We start from the raw sequence: 15,026 nt of genomic DNA, 5'->3' as shown, positions 1-15,026 counted from the left end.
CCTCGCCGGGGATCTCGGAGATGAAGTTGTGGAGCATGAAGATCGCGAGCGGGAGCGCGAAGATCGTGTGCGCGATCCACACCTTCGCGTAGGAGCCGTCCAACCCGTTCACCCCGAGGCCGGGGAGGATGTAGAGCCCTCCGATGCGCAGGCCGTCTGAGAACAGCTGCAGCAACGGCACGAGCGCCATCTGGATGGGAACGATCTGGAGCGAGAACACGAGGACGAAGAGCGTGTTGCGGCCCTTGAAGTCGATCCAGGCGAACGCGTAGGCGGCGAGGCTGGCGATCGTGATCGGGATCAGCGCCGCCGGCAGCGTGATGACCAGCGAGTTCACGAACGCCTTGCCCAGGGTCAGGCTGTCGCCGGAGTTGAGCGCGTTCGCGTAGTTGTCGAGGGTGAAGCCGGGGTTGGCGAAGATCGTCCACCAGCCGGTCGTCTTGATGTCGTTCGCGGGGCGGAACGACGAGATGAACAGACCGAGGGTGGGGACGGTCCAGATGACGGCGATGATCAGCGCGGCGAGGGTGGCGCCGCGCGACGTCGTCGCCTTCTTCACCTTGCCGCTGGCCGCCTCGATCCTGGACTCGCCGCGGGCGAGCGCGCGCTCGGTGCTGCGGTCGACCGGAACCTGGATCGGAGTGGGCGTGACGCTCATCGGATCTCCCTCTGCTTGGCGAGCTGGCGGGCGTTGTAGACGACGATCGGGAGCACGAGCAGGAACAGGATGACCGCGAGGGCCGCGCTGTAGCCGCTGCGGGCGCCGAGCTGGAACTGGCGGACCATCTCGAACGCGAGGACCGTGGTGTCGGAGCGGCCGCCGGTCATCGCCGAGACGATGTCGAAGACCTTCAGCGACGCGATCGAGATCGTCGTGAGGACGACCACGATCGAGGAGCGGATGCCGGGGACGGTGACGTTCCAGAAGGACTGCCACGCGCTCGTTCCGTCGAGCGAGGCCGCTTCGAGCTGCTCGGAGGGGACGCCCTTGATGGCGGCGGAGAGCACCGTCATGGCGAATCCGGCCTGGGTCCAGATGAGGACGACGACGAGGAACAGCGTGTTCCACGGCTCGAGTCCCAGCCAGTCGACCGGCGGGGCGCCGAAGGCGGTGAGGATGCCGTTGAGGAGGCCGATCTGCTCGCCCTGGCGCACGTCGTAGAAGAACTTGAAGATGATCGACGCGCCGACGAACGAGATCGCCATCGGCATGAAGACCAGCAGCTTGAAGAACTTCTCGCCGCGGCTCTTGTCGATGAAGACCGCGTAGGCGAGACCGATCGCGGTCGCCGTGATCGGGGCCAGGAGCACCCAGACCACCGTGTTGAGGAAGGCGGTGATGCCGTCGGGGCTGGTGAAGACCCAGACGAAGTTGTCGATGCCGGCGAATCCGGAGCCGTCGTTCTTCATGAACGCGTTGATGGCCGTCGTGATCGTCGGGTAGATCAGGCCGATGAGGATGAAGAAGGCGGCCGGTGCCATGAACGCGATGAGCTGGAGTCCGTAGCCCGCGCCTTTGCGGGACCGGAAGTCGAGCAGGAACAGCGCGCCGCCGATGACGGCAGCCACCACCGCGACCCAGAGGACGGAGTTGTAGAGGCCGAAGACCAGCAGGAGGACGACCGGCAGGACGACCGTGACCGCGAGCCGGAGGACCGTGTAGCCGGTGCCGCGGCGGGGCGCGATCTCGACGAAGAAGAGGATGAGCGCCACCACGGCCGCGAAGGCCAGGAGGATGAGCGGGATCTGCGCGAGCGGCGGGATTCCCGCCAGCCATTGGAAGAACCCCGAGATGGTGATGGGGGACATGGACGCCCTTTCGAGTGCGACTCTGGACTCAGGAGGGGCCCGGCCACGGGATCCGTGGATCCGGGGGCCGGGCCGTCACAGCTGAGCCGCCACTCGGGAGCGGCGGCTCTGCTCCGCTGCTAGGAGGTGTAGCCGGCCTGGATCTCCTCGAGCGCCTGGTCGGTGCTCGTGCCGTCGATCCAGTCGACCATGCCCTTGAAGAAGCTGTCCGAGCCCACTGCCTTCGGCATGAGGTCGGACGCGTCGAAGCGGAACGTGGTGTCCGGGTTCTGGAGGATCGCGATGGAGTCCTTCAGGACGTCGCTGCCCGCGTTGGCCGGGTCGAGACCGGTGTTCGCGGAGATGACGCCGCCGAGGGAGACGCGGCTGTTGGCCCAGTCGGCGCTGGCCAGGTACTCCTGGACCTTCGCGGTGTCCTCGTCGTTCGAGAACGCGGCGACCATCTCGCCACCACCGGTGACGGCCTGGGCGTCGTCGGCCTTGACCGGCGGGGTGAGGAAGGCCCACACGTCGCCGTCCTCGGCCACGTTGGCGCCGGCCGAGGTCAGGAAGCCCTCGAAGAACGAGGCCTGGTGGGTCAGCGCGCAGGTGCCGTTCGCCATGTTCTGGGCGACGTCGCCGAAGGCGGTGGAGTTGATCGACTTCACGTCGCCGTAGCCGGCGTTGACGAGGGTCGGGTCGAGGAGGATCGATCCGACGGAGTCGAACGCGGACTTGATGGCCGGGTCGGTGAAGGGGGTGTCGCCCGCGACCCAGGAGTCGTAGACGTCGGGGCCGGCCTCGCGGAGGACGGCGTCCTCGATCCAGTCGGTTCCGGGCCAGCCGGAGGCCTCACCGGAGTTGAAGCCCGCGCACCAGGACGGTCCGCCGGTCTTCTCGGCGATCGTCTTGCCGAGCGCCTCCATCTCGTCCCACGTCGTGGGAACGGAGACGCCCCACTCCTTGAACTTGGCCGGGGAGTACCAGATGTAGCCCTTGACGGACGCCATCAGCGGCGCGCCGTACTGGGTGCCGTCGACCTGGCCGTACTTCTGCCAGTCCTCGGACCAGTTCTGCTTGACGTTGGCGAGGGCGCCCTCGGGGAGCTCCTGCACCTTGCCGGAGGCGACGGTGTCGGCGAGCAGACCCGGCTGCGGGAAGATCGCGAGGTCGGGGGTGTCGCCACCCTGGACCTTGATGCCGATCTGCTTCTCGAACTCCTTGTCGCCCGTGTACTTGATCTCGATGCCACTCTCCTTCTCCCAGTCCGCCCAGGACTGCTCGAGAAGGGTGGCCTCGTCGCCGTTGATGGTGCCGTAGACGTTGACGACGCCGTCGGCGGTGCCGACCGTGCCGGCCGAGCTGCCGCCGCCGGCGTTCGGGTCGTTGGGGTCACTGCTGCTGGAGCAGCCCGCGAGTGCGATGCCGGCCGCTGCCAGAACGGCGACCGGGACGGTGATACGGCGGTGCAGGGATGACCGCATTCTTCCTCCTCATTGAGTGGTGGAACCAGCCGAGCAGGCCGCTCCTCGCCGATCGGGATCGGGAGGCTGTGGCGGCTCGAAGCGTGTGCCGCGACGACTCGGATGCTGGTGATGGCGATGCCAGGAGGAACTCCGAGCGGATCACCGGATTCGTGTGGGTGGGCTCCCACGGAGGGAAACCTTTCCACAAGAATGATGAAAGCACAACGCCGGTGATAGAGCGCTCTCTGAGATAACAATTCGGCGTCAGAACAGCGATCGCGGCGGCCGGGCCGGGCGGAGATCGATCTCGGCGCGACGCCCGGCCGCCGGGCGGGGTATAACTTCCTGGAACCGTTTCCAGCATCGAGGCCGGACGGTCGGGAGGAACGCCGTGCCAGGCATCGAAGAGGTGGCCGAGCTCGCAGGAGTGTCGAAGGCGACGGTCTCGCGCGCGCTCAGCGGCCGGGGCTACGTCTCCGCGGGGACGAAGCAGCGCGTCGAGCGCGCCGCGACGAGCCTGGGCTACGTCGTCTCCGCCAACGCCTCCAGCCTCGTCACCGGCCGCAGCAACAACATCGCCGTGATCATCCCGATCATCAACCAGTGGTTCTTCGCCGGGATCATCGAGGGCATCGAGCGCGCCCTGCTCGCCGCCGGCTACGACCTGCTCCTCTACAACATCGACAAGCACCTCGACGCCCGCCGGAGCGTGTTCGAGTACTACCTCGTCCGCAAGCGCGTCGACGCGATCGTCGCCGTCACGCTCGAGATCTCGCCGCACGAGACGGAGGCGCTCCTCGCCCTGGGCAAGCCCATCGTCGGCATCGGCGGCGAGCTCCCCGGCATCCCCACCTTCAGCATCGACGACGTCGCCGCCTCCCGCCTCGCCACGGAGCACCTGCTCTCCCTCGGCCACGAGCGGGTCGTCCACATCGGCGGGCTCGCGGAGGAGGAGATGGACTTCCACGTCCATACGCAGCGCCGTGACGGCTTCCGCCAGGCGCTCGCGGCCGCCGGCCTCGAGCCGGGCGCGCAGGACATCGTGCCCACCACCTTCGACATCCCCGGCGGGCACAGCGCCGGACGGCAGGTCCTCGGCGACCCGCGGACCCGGCCGACGGCGATCTTCGCCGCCTCCGACGAGATCGCGATCGGGATCATCCTCGCGGCGCGCGAGCTCGGCCTCTCGGTGCCCGAGGACGTCTCCGTCATCGGGATCGACGACCACCCCCTCGCCGAGCTCTTCGGTCTCAGCTCGATCCGCCAGGACCCGCGCCAGCAGGGCGAGCTCGCGGTCGCGCTGGTGCTGGACGCGCTGGCCGCCCTCGGTCGCGGCGAGCCCCCTCCCCCGGCCCGCCACACGCTGATCCCCGCCTCGCTGGTGATCCGCACCAGCACCTCGGCGCCGCGGGGGGCGAGAATCGGAGCATGAGCGACTCCGACACCCCCACTGTCCGCGACGTCCCCGAGCGGTCCCGCTTCGTGATCGAGGTCGGCGGCACTCCGGCCGGCTTCGCCGCGTACACCCGCCAGGGCGACGAGGTGACGCTCACCCACACCGTCGTCGACGACGCGTGGGAGGGCCACGGCCTCGGGAGCATCCTCGCGCGGGCCGCGGTCACCGCGATCACGGAGGCGGGCGGCACGGTCGTCCCGCGCTGCCCCTTCGTCGCGGCCTGGCTGCGCAAGCACCCGGACGTCGACGCCCGGGTCCGCTGGCCCGAGGACTGACTCACTCCGGGGGCGTCCTGCTCCCGATCTCCTGGAGCGCCCAGGTGTTGCCGTCCGGATCGGCGAAGTACGCGTACTGCACGCCGCCCAGGTCCTGGACCTCGCTGATCTCGAGCGAGCGGCCGACGAGCTCCGCGCGAGCGGCGGCGATGTCGTCGACGACGAGGTGGAGGGAGCGGACGACGCCCTCCTCCGGACCGGGGCCCATCCCGCTGCCGACCACGATCGAGCAGACCGAGCCGGGCGGGGTGAGCTGGACCACGCGCATCGCCGCGGAGGGCCGCACGTCGTGGTCGAGGTGGAAGCCCATCACCTCCGTGTAGAAGGCGACCGCGCGGTCGACGTCGCCGACGGGGAGGGGGACGAGCTCGAGTCGCATCTGCACGCGACCAGTGTGCCGCGCGGCGGAACCGCGCGGGAGGGGTCAGTCGCGCGGACCGACGACGAGGCGCTCGTGCATGATCTCGACGGCGCGCTCGAGGACGCGGCGGTCCTCGGGGGTGAGATCGGCGAAGATCGGCGTCAGCGCGTCGCCGAGGTCGGTCCGCCAGGCGTTCAGCGCGTCCGCGCCGGCGGGAGCCAGGCGGATCTGCCAGGCGCGCGCGTCGAGGGGATCGGCGATCCGGTTGAGCCAGCCGGTCTCGACGAGGTTCTTCACGATCTTGGTCATCGTGGGCTGCGAGACGCGGCTCTGGGAGGCGAGCTCCCCCAGGCGCATCGGGCCCATCGAGAGGAGCACCGAGAGCGTGCGCCAGACGGCCTGCGACTCCTGGTTGCCGGTCGCCTGGGCGGCGAGGCGGGTGATCCGGTGCGTCACCGAGACGAAGTCGCTCAGGAGCTCGCTGAGCGAGACCTCGCTGGGCGGGACGTCGCGGGCGGGGAGCCCGGCGAGCAGATCGTGAGCAGTCACGCTCCGATCCTAGGGGCGCGGGCCTCCAACGGCCGGGAACGACGAAGGGCGCCGCCTCCGAGGAGACGACGCCCTGCATCTGCAGGCGTGCCTGCGTCACCCCGACGAGCGACCGGCCGGAGCCGGCACCCGCGACGGGTGAAGGGGATTACTTGACGGTGACGGTCGCGCCGGCGCCCTCGAGCTGAGCCTTGGCCTTCTCGGCGGTCTCCTTGTTGACGGCCTCGAGGACCGCCTTGGGGGCACCGTCGACGAGCGCCTTCGCCTCACCGAGGCCGAGGCTGGTGAGGGCGCGCACCTCCTTGATGACCTGGATCTTCTTCTCGCCGGCGGCCTCGAGCACGACGTCGAACTCGGTCTGCTCCTCGACCTCTTCGGCGGGGGCGGCCGGGCCGGCCACACCGGCGGCGGCGACGGGCGCCGCAGCGGTGACCTCGAAGACCTCTTCGAACTTCTTGACGAACTCCGAGAGCTCGATGAGCGTGAGCTCCTTGAAGGCCTCGATGAGCTCGTCCTGCGTGAGCTTTGCCATGATTTTTCTCCTTGTTTTTCTTTGTCTACGAACCGCGCGCGCACTGCTTCCCGGAAGGGGAAGACGTCAGCTCGCGGACTCCTGCTTCTCGCGCAGCGCCTCGACCGTGCGAACGGCCTTCGAGAGCGGAGCGTTGAACAGATATGCGGCGCCGAACAGCGAGGCCTTGAAGGCGCCGGCGAGCTTGCCGAGCAGAACTTCGCGGGACTCGAGGTCGGCGAGCTTGCCCACCTCTTCTGCGGTCAGCGGGTTACCGTCGAAGTAACCACCCTTGACCACGAGGAGAGGGTTTGCCTTGGCGAAGGCACGCAGCGACTTCGCGACGGCGACAGGGTCGCCGTGCACGAACGCGATGGCCGAGGGGCCAGCGAGCTCGTCGTCGAAGGACGAGATACCGGCGTTGTTCGCCGCGATCTTGGTCAGCGTGTTCTTCACCACGGCGTAGGTTGCGTGCTCACTGATGTCCTTGCGCAGCGTCTTGAGCTGAGCAACAGTGAGACCGCGGTACTCGGTCAGCAGAACGGCCGTCGAGCTCTGGAACTTCTCCGTGAGTTCGGCAACCGAGGCTTCCTTGTTCGCCATGGCTACTCCTGTGAATTCTCGTGCCGGTAGCCCGAAGGCAGGCAAAGAAAAAAGCTCCGGCACAGGGGCGCGGAGCTTCGGGATCGCGGTGAGGCGGAACTGAACTCGTGCACCTGCGCGGGCAATTCGCTTCGCGAATCCTTCGTCCGGTGACGATCCGCGGGGCCGGGGCCCTGCTCGTGCGCACACCGGAAACCGGCGGTCTTTGGCTTCGGGAAGCGTACGTCATCGCGGCGCGCGGGCGCAAGTCGAGGAGGAGGGTCCTCGCGCGGGATGCTAGAGGCATGACCGGCCCGACCCCCGACTCCGCCCGCGACGTCGACTCCGCGATCGCCTCGGTGGAGGGCGAGCTCAGCACCCTTTTCAACCGTGTGCGGGCGGCGATGCGCTCCTACGCCGAGCGTCTCCACCCGGAGCTGACGCCACTGGGCTACAAGACGATCTCGGCGCTCGAGCGCCGCGGACCCGTGCACTCGGGCGTGCTGGCCGAGCTCCTCGAGATGGACAAGTCGGCGCTCAGCCGCCAGATCACGGCGCTCGACCGCCTCGGCTTCCTCGAGCGCACCCCCGACCCGCAGGACGGCCGCGCCACGATCCTCTCGGTGACTCCGGCGACCGCCGCGCGGCTGCGCGAGATCCGCAGCTCGAACCAGGCGCTGATGCACGAGGAGCTGCGCAGCTGGGCGCTCGCCGACGTCGAGCTCTTCGCCTCTCTCTTGCACAGGATCAACGACCTTGACATCTGACGCTTAGCACCCCGTCCGTTCGGGGACAATCGACGGACGCCGCCCGCTCGACTGCGTAGTTTCGGAGGCGATGGACCAGCACTCCTCCTCTCTCCTCCCCCACGACGTCGACGGCGCGCTCGGCTTCGCGCGCGGTCTGAGCGCCGACGCGCCCCGGCCCGGCACCGGTCGCACCGCCGAGCTGCACGGTCTCCTCGAGCGCCTGGCTCGGCACGACCTCGGCGTCGCGCGCGCGGTGGAGCCGCACCTCGACGCTCTCGCGATCCTCGGCGAGGCGGAGCTCGACCCGTCCGGACTCGGAGTCGCCGCCGACGCCGCCTGGGGGGTCTTCGCGGCCGAGGGCGGCGGGGATCCTCTGGTCGCGCGCGAGAGCGACGGCGACTGGCTGCTCGACGGAGTGAAGCCCTGGTGCTCGCTGGCCGACCGCCTCGACGCCGCCCTCGTCACCGCCCACGTCGGCGACGCCTCCGGCGAGCGCCGCCTCTTCGCCGTGGCGCTGCGCGACGGGTCGGCGACGCCGGAGCAGGACGCCTGGCACGCGCGGGGCCTGACGGAGGTGCCCAGCGGACCGGTCCGCTTCTCCGGCACCCGCGCCGTCCCCGTGGGGGACGCCGGCTGGTACCTCTCGCGGCCCGGCTTCGCCTGGGGCGGCATCGGCGTCGCCGCCTGCTGGCACGGCGGAGCCCTCGGAGTCGCGGCTGCCGTCGCGGCAGCGGCAGCCCGACGCGAGGACCCGCACCTCCTGGCCCACCTCGGAGCGATCGACACGGCGCTCTCCGCGTCGCGCCGGGCGCTGGACGAGGCCGCCGCGGCGGTCGACGCGGGCGAGGCCGACGGCCCCCGCGGCTCACTGCTCGCCAAGCGCGTGCGGGCGAGCGTCGCCGGAGCGGTCGAGGAGATCCTGCTCCGCGCCGGCCGCGCGCTCGGCCCGGCTCCGCTCGCCCTCGACGCCGAGCACGCCAAGCGCGTCGCCGACCTCGCGCTCTACGTCCGCCAGCACCACGCCGAGCGCGACGACGCCGCTCTCGGCCGCGCCGTGCTCGCCTCGGGCGAGGCGGCCTCCTGGTGAGCCGGCCCTTCGACGGGCGCCTCGAGGGCACTCCTCTCGAGCGCTGGACCGCGGACGGCCGCCGCGACCGCCTCCCGGAGCTGACCCTGCCCGACGGGATCCGGCGCGTCCTGGTGGTCGTGGCGCACGCCGACGACGAGACCCTCGGCTGCGGCGGCACCATCGCGCTCGCGCGTCGGCGCGGGACCGCGGTCGACGTCGTCGTCGTGACCGACGGAGCCGCGGCCCACGGGGAGCGGGACGCGGACCTCGCTGCCGAGCGCCGGCGGGAGGCCTCGGACGCACTGGCGGAGCTCGGCCCCGGCATCGGGCTCGCCTTCCTCGACGTGCCGGACTCGGCGACCCCGGAGCACCACGAGCGCATCGCACGCGAGGTGCGCGAGCGGGCGGCCGGCGCCCCCGGGACCGTCCTGCTCCTCTCCACCTGGACCGGGGACGGGCACCGGGACCACCGCGTGGTCGGCGAGATCTGCGCGGAGGTCGCGCGCGAGCTCCGGCAGCCGCTGCTCGCCGCGCCGATCTGGCTGTGGCACTGGGCGGTTCCGGAGGACCCCGAGGTGCCGTGGGGCGACCTCGTGCGCCTGCCGCTCGACGACGAGCTGCTCGAGCGCACCCGCCGCGCCCGCTCCCGCTACCCCAGCCAGACCCAACCCGGGCCCGACGGGACCGGTGCGGTGCTCCATCCGCTCTTCCTGCGCACCTTCACCGGGGACGACCGGCTGGTGAGGATCGCATGAGCTACTTCGACGAGCTGTACGCCCGCCACGAGGACCCGTGGGGGTACACGAGCCGCTGGTACGAGCAGCGCAAGCGCGCCCTGACCCTCGCGAGCCTGCCGGAGCAGCGCTACGGCTCCGTGCTGGAGATCGGCGCCTCGATCGGCGTGCTGGCCGAGGCGCTGGCCGACCGGGCCGACCGCCTGCTGGCGATCGACGTGTCGAGCGCCGCCGTCGAGCGCGCCGCCCGCCGCCTCGCTCCGCTCGAGCACGTGCGGGTCGAGCACCACGACATCACCCGCGGCGTGCCGGAGGGTCCGTTCGACCTGGTCGTGCTCTCGGAGGTCGGCTACTACCTCGGCGACGCCCTCCCCGGCGTGCTGCGCACCATCCGCGACGCCCTCGCCCCCGCGGGGGAGCTCGTCACCGTGCACTGGCGGCATCCGATCGAGGGGCTCGCTCTGGACGGCGACGCCGTGCAGTCCGCCGTGGCCGAGCTGGGCCTGCACCGCCTCGCCCGCCACGAGGAGGAGGACGTCCTGCTCGAGGTCCACGCCCGCGACTCCCGCTCGGTCGCCCGCCGGACGGGGCTGGTGTGAGCCGGCTCGCGCAGGTGCTGGTCGTCGTCCCGGCCCTCGACGAGGAGGAGCGGATCGGCGGCCTGATCGCCTCCGTCCGGGCGAGCGCGACCCACCTCGCCCATCGGGCGCCCGGAATCGGGATGCGCCTCGTGGTCGCCGCGGACGGCTGCTCCGACGCGACCGTCGAGCGGGCCCGTGCCGCCGGCGCCGAGGTGCTGGAGCTCGCCCGCTGCGGAGTCGGCGCCGCCCGCTCCGCCGGGATCGCGCACGCCCTCTCCTCCGTCGCTGCTCCGCTCGAGCAGGTGTGGATCGCCAACACTGACGCCGACACCGTGGTCCCCCGCGACTGGCTGGCCGCCCACGTCGAGCACTCCCGACGGCACGACGCGCTGCTCGGCACGGTCCGGCCCGACCCGGCCGACCTCTCCCCCGGTGCCTACTCGCGCTGGCGAGACGTCCGCGCGCGGGAGGAGTCGATCGGCAGCATCCACGGCGCGAACCTCGGCGTCCGCGCGAGCGCATACCTCGCGGCGGGCGGCTTCGGCCGGGAGCCGCTGCACGAGGACGTCCTGCTCGTCGAGCGGCTGCGCGCGAGCGGCGCCCGGGTCGGAGCGACGGACCGCGGCGAGGTGGTCACCTCCGGCCGCCGCGACAACCGGGTCGAGGGCGGCTACGGCCACTACCTCCACGCTCGCTTCCCGTCCGAGACGTCTCCGGCCTGCGGCTGAATCGGGTACACGCGCACGCGGAACACGATGCGAGGGGTCCCTGTCAATGGTCGGGCCGTGGTTTGTCACGGATTGCGCAGGAGAGTCAAATGGGTGTCGAGCACGACCCGGTGCTCTCCGATGGAAGGGTCACCGCATGAATCCCCGCCTCGTCCTGCTGGCACTGGTCGCCTTCACCGCCTACGTGTTCGGCTCCCGCGCCGGCCGTGGCCGCTACGAAGAGCTGCGCCACCTCGCACTCGGCGTGTGGAACGACCCGGCCACGAAGAAGACCCGCAAGAAGCTCAAGAAGACCTCCAAGCGCGAGGCCAAGCAGCTCACCGCCATCGCGAGCAAGGCCCGCGACAAGGTGCAGCGCCGCCTCCGCTGACCCCCGCTTCCACGACTCACCGGACACCGGCCCGCCGGTGTCTCCGCTCGCATCGGAACGGCCGATCGAGCACGAACTGAAGGAGAAACATCATGGGCATCATCAGCTGGATCATCCTCGGCCTCATCGCCGGGGCGCTCGCCAAGCTCATCCTCCCGGGCAAGCAGGGCGGCGGATGGATCATCACGATCGTCCTCGGCATCGTGGGCGCGCTGCTCGGCGGCTTCCTCAGCACGCTGTTCGGCATCCAGGACGCCGTCAACGGCATCAACATCGTGAGCATCATCGTCTCCGTCGTCGGTGCGATCGTCGTCCTCCTCATCTACGGCGCGATCGTCGGCCGCAAGTCCCGCGCGTAAGTCGCGCTCCCCGAAGGCCCCCGGCATCCGTGCCGGGGGCCTTCGGCGTTCCCGGAGCGGGCGCACCTCTGCTCAGGGGATCCGACTCCTCCTCCGCGGGGAAGCTGGATGTCCGCCGAGCGCGCAAGGGGTTGATGCTGAGAGCCGCAGGCGATGGACTGGAGGCACGACGGCGCGGCTCCACTGCGCCCTCGCCCCGACGAAAGGACGTACTCGCTCATGAGCGACGACACCGCAACGGTCCCCACGATCACCCTGAACAACGGCGTGGAGATCCCGCAGCTGGGCTTCGGCGTGTTCCAGATCGACCCGGCCGAGACCAAGGACGCGACCCTGGCGGCCCTCGAGGTCGGCTACCGCCACATCGACACCGCCGAGATGTACGGCAACGAGGCGGGCGTCGGCGAGGCCGTCCGCGCCTCCGGCCTCGACCGCTCCGAGGTCTTCGTGACCAGCAAGCTCAACAACGGCTTCCACGCCCGCGAGGACGCTCTCGCCGCGATCGACGTCACCCTCGGCGAGTTGCAGTTCGACTACGTCGACCTCTTCCTCATCCACTGGCCGCTCCCGAACGTGGGCGACTACCTGGAGACCTGGAAGGCGATGGAGGAGATCTACCGCAGCGGCAAGGCGAAGGCGATCGGCGTCTCCAACTTCCAGACCAACCACCTCAACCGGCTCCGCGCCGAGGCGACCATCGTCCCGGCCGTGAACCAGATCGAGGTGCACCCCTACCTCGTGCAGCAGGAGCTCCGCGCCTACGGCACCGAGCACGGCATCGCGACCGAGGCCTGGTCGCCGATCGCGCAGGGCCTCGTCCTCGACGACGACACCATCACCCGCATCGCGCGCAACGTCGACCGCAGCCCGGCGCAGGTCGTGCTCCGCTGGCACATCCAGCGCGGCGACATCGTCTTCCCGAAGTCGGTCACCCGCAAGCGCGTGGAGGAGAACTTCGCCCTCTTCGACTTCGAGCTCGACGACGAGGCGATGACCGACATCACGGCGCTCGACCGCGGCCACCGCACCGGCCCCGACCCCGACACCTTCAACTACATCCCGAGCTGATCCTCGGCTCCACGGAGCGCCCGGCCTGCAGTCGTCCTGCGGACCGGGCGCGCTCGTGCGTGGGGCGGCGAGCCGAGCCGCGCACGAACAGGGCGGGTCTCGAGACGCCGCGCTGCCGCTCCTCGACCGGCACGGTCACGGGCCGACCGCACCCCTGCTGATCGGAGGAGCGGGCGCAGCCCGCGTATCGAGATCCACCCCACCGACGAGCAGCGCGGATCCCGATGCGCCGGGCCCGCGGATCAGCCCTGCTGCGAATCGCGCCAGGAGTGCTCGGGGGCGTAGCCGAGGACCTTGCGGGCGTGGTCGATCGAGAGCAGGGTCCCGGTGGTCCCGAGGTCGCCGCGCAGCTCGACGCCGGGGAACACCTCGGCCACCAGCTCGGCGTTGGGGCGCGTCATCACGGTGTCGGCCGCGGCGATGATGAAGCGGTCGAACCCGGTCGTCTCGGCGAGCAGCGCCTTCTCGACCGCCTGCGCTCCGTCGCGTCCGTCGATGTAGCCCCAGAGGTTCCACTTGCGCAGCAGCGCGTCGGAGTCGAACGACGGGAACTCGGCGTAGTCGGCCTCGTCCATGACGTTCGAGAAGCGCAGGCCCGTGATCTTCAGGTCCGGGTGCCAGCGGCACAGCTCGATCGCCATCTGCTCCTCGAGGTGCTTGGTGAGCGAGTAGACCGACTCCGGGCGCGCCGGGTACTGCTCGTCGACCGGGATGTAGGGCGGCGGGACGTCGAAGGGCAGGCCCAGCACGGTCTCGCTGGAGGCGTAGACGACGTTGCGGATGCCGGCACGGATCGCTCCGTGGAACGCGTTGAACGTCGCGATCATGTTGTTGTGGAACGTGGCGACGTCGGGCACGAGGCCCGGCGCGGGGATCGCGGCGAGGTGCACGAGCGCGTCGATGCCCTCGTACTGGTCGTTCACCGACTGCAGCGCGTCCACGACCTGGCCGTAGTCGGCGATGTCGATGCGGACGAAGCCCGCGCCGCGGTCCCCCGCACGGTCCAGGTTGAAGACCTCGTGCCCGGAGGCGCGGAGGCGGGTGACGACGTGGCGGCCGAGCTTGCCGGATCCACCGGTGACTGCGATTCTCATGCTCGAACGCTAACGGGCCTGAGCGACGAGGGACGAGGGTTGCGGATCAGCTCCGGGCATGGAGCGAGATCGCGCCGCCGACCTCGGGCGTCGTCTCGTCGGCGACGAGCTCCGTCCAGCGGCGGAGCACGGCGGCGCCGGCCGCGTCGTTCACGGCTCCGTCGACGACGAGGACCGGGTAGGGCTTCTCGGGCACGCCCTCTGCGGGCCGCACGTCGACGTGGGCGACGTCGTAGGCGTGCTCGAACAGCCAGTCGGCCATCGCGTAGTCGCTCCGGGAGTCGCCGACCGTCCGCCAGCGCTGCGGGATCGCGCCGGTCGCTCCGAGCAGCTCCACGGCGCGCTGGGCGCCGAGGTCCTTGCCGAGCCGGTTCGACTCGATGTCGGTCGAGATGACGGTCGGGTCGATGCGGAAGTCGACCGTCCCCTCCTCGTTCGGGTACCGGATGCCGCGGCGCTCGACTCCGAGGCCCGCGGCGGTCATGATCTGCAGGGCGTCGGCGTCGAAGACGAGCTGGCGCTCGAGGTAGTCCTCGCTCGGCAGGTCGACCAGCTGCTCGGCCGAGACCATGGCGCGCTTGGTCTCGTCGAAGAAGACCAGGTCGTCGTAGTCGGAGCGGATCATCCGCTCGAGGTCGCGGGCCACCGGCTCGGGGATCGCGAGCGACTCGTCGACGATCGGCTCCGAGGTGCCGCGGTAGTCGACGGTGAACCAGACGGCGCCCTTCTCGCAGACGCAGACGATGCGGGCCTCGGCCGAGACGCCGCGCTCGAGGAGCGCGGGCAGGACCCGCTCGCGCAGGAACGCGTCGGAGCGGCCCGTGTTGAACACGATCGGGATGCCGGCGTTGGCCAGGGTGACGAGGTCGTCGGCGATCTCGGGGATCGAGATCGTGCGCGTGACGGGGCTCGCGATGGGCCCGTCGACGTCGAGGAGCAGGCCGAGCGGAGGGGGTGTGGAGGTCATCGTGTCCCATTCTGCCGTGCCGGGGCCGCTCGACGCCTCCGTGACCGCCTCCGCGCGGGCGGAGCGGTTCAGGAGGCGGGGACGACGAGGGTGCGCTGGGCGGTGGTGCCGTCGGGAGCGAGGACGGCGAGGGTGATCAGGGTCTCGGAGTCGCGGCAGTCGGCGGTGACGGCGGTGTAGCCGGACGCCGCGAGGTCGACGGGCTCGCCCGCGCTCGCGTCGGTGGTGCCGACGGCCAGGCGGGCGGTGGCACCTCCGCTCGTCTCCCACGACAGGGCGAGCGGGACGGAGGCGGTGCGGTCGCCCTCGCAGTCGACGG

The 15,026-nt window shown here is 70.8% G+C and carries 20 protein-coding genes; 10 read left to right on the top strand and 10 right to left on the bottom strand.

Annotated features, from left to right (window positions below; all coding sequences use genetic code 11):
• From C5D04_RS15955 to C5D04_RS15945, 3 genes are all read right to left on the bottom strand, one after another.
• On the bottom strand, positions 1 to 658 hold a 658-nt coding region (locus C5D04_RS15955), incomplete at its 3' end, for a carbohydrate ABC transporter permease (protein WP_258068944.1).
• On the bottom strand, positions 655 to 1,809 hold the full coding sequence (locus C5D04_RS15950) for a carbohydrate ABC transporter permease (protein ID WP_181027270.1): 1,155 nt from the start codon (positions 1,807 to 1,809) through the stop codon (positions 655 to 657). The genes C5D04_RS15950 and C5D04_RS15955, both read right to left, overlap by 4 nt.
• A gap of 119 nt (positions 1,810 to 1,928) precedes the next feature.
• Complete coding sequence (locus C5D04_RS15945) at positions 1,929 to 3,272, bottom strand: ABC transporter substrate-binding protein (protein ID WP_104227181.1); 1,344 nt, start codon at positions 3,270 to 3,272, stop codon at positions 1,929 to 1,931.
• 373 nt (positions 3,273 to 3,645) lie between these two features.
• Here C5D04_RS15945 and C5D04_RS15940 point away from each other — a divergent pair, with 373 nt between their 5' ends.
• Both C5D04_RS15940 and C5D04_RS15935 read left to right on the top strand, forming a co-directional pair.
• Positions 3,646 to 4,686: a LacI family DNA-binding transcriptional regulator gene (locus C5D04_RS15940; protein WP_104224337.1), complete on the top strand. Its 1,041-nt coding sequence runs from the start codon at positions 3,646 to 3,648 to the stop codon at positions 4,684 to 4,686.
• Positions 4,683 to 4,985, top strand: a complete 303-nt coding sequence (locus C5D04_RS15935) for a GNAT family N-acetyltransferase (protein ID WP_104224336.1) — start codon at positions 4,683 to 4,685, stop codon at positions 4,983 to 4,985. The genes C5D04_RS15940 and C5D04_RS15935 overlap by 4 nt, the downstream gene beginning before the upstream one ends.
• 1 nt (position 4,986) lies before the next feature.
• On the opposite strand, the gene C5D04_RS15930 is transcribed toward C5D04_RS15935, so the two are convergent.
• From C5D04_RS15930 to rplJ, 4 genes are all read right to left on the bottom strand, one after another.
• A complete protein-coding gene (locus C5D04_RS15930; protein WP_181137737.1) occupies positions 4,987 to 5,370 on the bottom strand; it encodes a VOC family protein in 384 nt (127 codons plus the stop codon).
• Between the two features lie 39 nt (positions 5,371 to 5,409).
• The gene (locus tag C5D04_RS15925) at positions 5,410 to 5,895 is read right to left on the bottom strand and encodes a MarR family winged helix-turn-helix transcriptional regulator (RefSeq protein ID WP_258068942.1); all 486 of its coding nucleotides are present in this window, start codon (positions 5,893 to 5,895) and stop codon (positions 5,410 to 5,412) included.
• Between the two features lie 148 nt (positions 5,896 to 6,043).
• Positions 6,044 to 6,427 (bottom strand): 50S ribosomal protein L7/L12, encoded by a 384-nt coding sequence (gene rplL, locus C5D04_RS15920; protein ID WP_104224335.1) that lies wholly within the window; start codon positions 6,425 to 6,427, stop codon positions 6,044 to 6,046.
• Positions 6,428 to 6,493: 66 nt separating this feature from the next.
• Positions 6,494 to 7,009, bottom strand: coding sequence for a 50S ribosomal protein L10 (gene rplJ, locus C5D04_RS15915; RefSeq protein WP_055791018.1), 516 nt, complete (start codon positions 7,007 to 7,009; stop codon positions 6,494 to 6,496).
• Between the two features lie 284 nt (positions 7,010 to 7,293).
• Here rplJ and C5D04_RS15910 point away from each other — a divergent pair, with 284 nt between their 5' ends.
• From C5D04_RS15910 to C5D04_RS15875, 8 genes are all read left to right on the top strand, one after another.
• Positions 7,294 to 7,755, top strand: coding sequence for a MarR family winged helix-turn-helix transcriptional regulator (locus tag C5D04_RS15910; RefSeq protein WP_104224334.1), 462 nt, complete (start codon positions 7,294 to 7,296; stop codon positions 7,753 to 7,755).
• Positions 7,756 to 7,825: 70 nt separating this feature from the next.
• Complete coding sequence (locus C5D04_RS15905) at positions 7,826 to 8,824, top strand: acyl-CoA dehydrogenase (protein ID WP_219812390.1); 999 nt, start codon at positions 7,826 to 7,828, stop codon at positions 8,822 to 8,824.
• Positions 8,821 to 9,561 carry a PIG-L deacetylase family protein gene (locus C5D04_RS15900; protein WP_181137736.1) on the top strand — a complete coding sequence of 247 codons (741 nt, stop codon included), beginning with the start codon at positions 8,821 to 8,823 and terminating at the stop codon, positions 9,559 to 9,561. The genes C5D04_RS15905 and C5D04_RS15900 overlap by 4 nt, the downstream gene beginning before the upstream one ends.
• Positions 9,558 to 10,139: a class I SAM-dependent methyltransferase gene (locus tag C5D04_RS15895; RefSeq protein ID WP_104234596.1), complete on the top strand. Its 582-nt coding sequence runs from the start codon at positions 9,558 to 9,560 to the stop codon at positions 10,137 to 10,139. Before C5D04_RS15900 ends, C5D04_RS15895 begins: the two co-directional genes overlap by 4 nt.
• Positions 10,136 to 10,849 (top strand): glycosyltransferase family 2 protein, encoded by a 714-nt coding sequence (locus tag C5D04_RS15890; RefSeq protein ID WP_104234597.1) that lies wholly within the window; start codon positions 10,136 to 10,138, stop codon positions 10,847 to 10,849. Before C5D04_RS15895 ends, C5D04_RS15890 begins: the two co-directional genes overlap by 4 nt.
• A 136-nt stretch (positions 10,850 to 10,985) precedes the next feature.
• Positions 10,986 to 11,219 carry a hypothetical protein gene (locus C5D04_RS15885; protein ID WP_104227476.1) on the top strand — a complete coding sequence of 78 codons (234 nt, stop codon included), beginning with the start codon at positions 10,986 to 10,988 and terminating at the stop codon, positions 11,217 to 11,219.
• Between the two features lie 92 nt (positions 11,220 to 11,311).
• Entirely contained in the window at positions 11,312 to 11,578 is a 267-nt protein-coding gene (locus C5D04_RS15880) for a GlsB/YeaQ/YmgE family stress response membrane protein (RefSeq protein WP_104224330.1), read from the top strand.
• A 219-nt stretch (positions 11,579 to 11,797) separates the two neighbouring features.
• The gene (locus C5D04_RS15875) at positions 11,798 to 12,646 is read left to right on the top strand and encodes an aldo/keto reductase (RefSeq protein ID WP_104248244.1); all 849 of its coding nucleotides are present in this window, start codon (positions 11,798 to 11,800) and stop codon (positions 12,644 to 12,646) included.
• Positions 12,647 to 12,888: 242 nt separating this feature from the next.
• On the opposite strand, the gene C5D04_RS15870 is transcribed toward C5D04_RS15875, so the two are convergent.
• From C5D04_RS15870 to C5D04_RS18390, 3 genes are all read right to left on the bottom strand, one after another.
• Positions 12,889 to 13,740: an NAD(P)-dependent oxidoreductase gene (locus tag C5D04_RS15870; protein ID WP_104348002.1), complete on the bottom strand. Its 852-nt coding sequence runs from the start codon at positions 13,738 to 13,740 to the stop codon at positions 12,889 to 12,891.
• Positions 13,741 to 13,786: 46 nt separating this feature from the next.
• Positions 13,787 to 14,707, bottom strand: a complete 921-nt coding sequence (locus C5D04_RS15865) for a hypothetical protein (protein WP_104234599.1) — start codon at positions 14,705 to 14,707, stop codon at positions 13,787 to 13,789.
• 68 nt (positions 14,708 to 14,775) lie between these two features.
• Positions 14,776 to 15,026, bottom strand: a 251-nt coding sequence (locus tag C5D04_RS18390) for a hypothetical protein (protein ID WP_181137735.1), incomplete at its 5' end; no start/stop codon positions are given.

It is taken from the genome of Rathayibacter sp. AY1D2 (genome assembly GCF_002932695.1).
Classification (GTDB): domain Bacteria; phylum Actinomycetota; class Actinomycetes; order Actinomycetales; family Microbacteriaceae; genus Rathayibacter.
Note: the sequence above shows the minus strand (reverse complement) of the source record. Positions and strands in the feature narration are given on the sequence as shown.